General features: G+C 44.3%; 1 protein-coding gene. It reads left to right on the top strand.

Going from position 1 to position 1,139, the window contains the following annotated elements:
- Positions 1–1,139, top strand: a 1,139-nt coding sequence (locus C1G49_RS10395) for a MucBP domain-containing protein (protein WP_193433999.1), incomplete at both ends; no start/stop codon positions are given.

Below are 1,139 nucleotides of genomic sequence, written 5' to 3'. Positions count from 1 at the left end.
CCACAAATTCCTGCAACACCAGAGAATCCAACTCCAGTTAACCCAGTAATCCCTTATCCATTCGATCCAACCAACCCAGATAAGCCAATCGATCCAACGACACCTTACCCAGACGGTGAAGTTCCATCAATTCCTCATGTACCAGGCTTCACACCAGTTGATCCTAAGACAAATGAGCCATTGAAACCAGTTGATCCAACCGATCCAAGCAAGGGTTATGTGCCACCAACTCCAGACGAGTCAGGTATTGACACACCAATCCCTTACGTTCAAAACGGTAACGTTGTGGTGAACTACGTGGATGAAGATGGTAATGTGATTAAGACACCTGTTCAAGACGAAACAAACGCTCCAGCAGGTAAGTCTTACGACACAACTGATAACAAGCCAACTGAGATTGTTACTGAAGATGGTTCACGTTATGTCTTGATCCCATCTAAGACAGTTGGTTCTGAAACAGGTTCTGTTGAAGGCGGTAAGACAACTGAAATCACTTATGTGTACAAGAAAGTTGCTAACTGGATCCCACAAATTCCTGCAACACCAGAGAATCCAACTCCAGTTAACCCAGTAATCCCTTATCCATTCGATCCAACCAACCCAGATAAGCCAATTGATCCAACAACACCAGGTACAAATGGTGAAGTTCCATCAATCCCACATGTACCAGGCTTCACACCAGTTGATCCTAAGACAAATGAGCCATTGAAACCAATCGATCCAACCGATCCAAGCAAGGGTTATGTGCCACCAACTCCAGACGAGTCAGGTATTGACACACCAATCCCTTACGTTCAAAACGGTAACGTTGTGGTGAACTACGTGGATGAAGATGGTAATGTGATTAAGACACCTGTTCAAGACGAAACAAACGCTCCAGCAGGTAAGTCTTACGACACAACAGACAACAAGCCAAACACTATCACTACAGAAGATGGTACAACTTATGAGCTTGTTCGTGTTGATGGTTCAGAAACTGGTACTGTTGTAGGTGGTAAGACTACTGAAGTAACTTACGTTTACCGTAAAGTAGAAACACCTGCTAAGAAGGTTGTGACAAACCACGTTGACGAAAATGGTAACCCAATTGCACCGCAAGAAGAGGGAACAACACCTAACAAGTCAATCCCAGGCTACGA

The sequence above is a fragment of the Streptococcus suis genome (assembly GCF_002960625.1).
In the GTDB taxonomy this organism is placed as follows: Bacteria; Bacillota; Bacilli; order Lactobacillales; family Streptococcaceae; genus Streptococcus; species Streptococcus suis_T.
The sequence above is the reverse complement of the archived record's forward strand: the minus strand, read 5'-3'. Positions and strand labels throughout refer to the sequence as shown.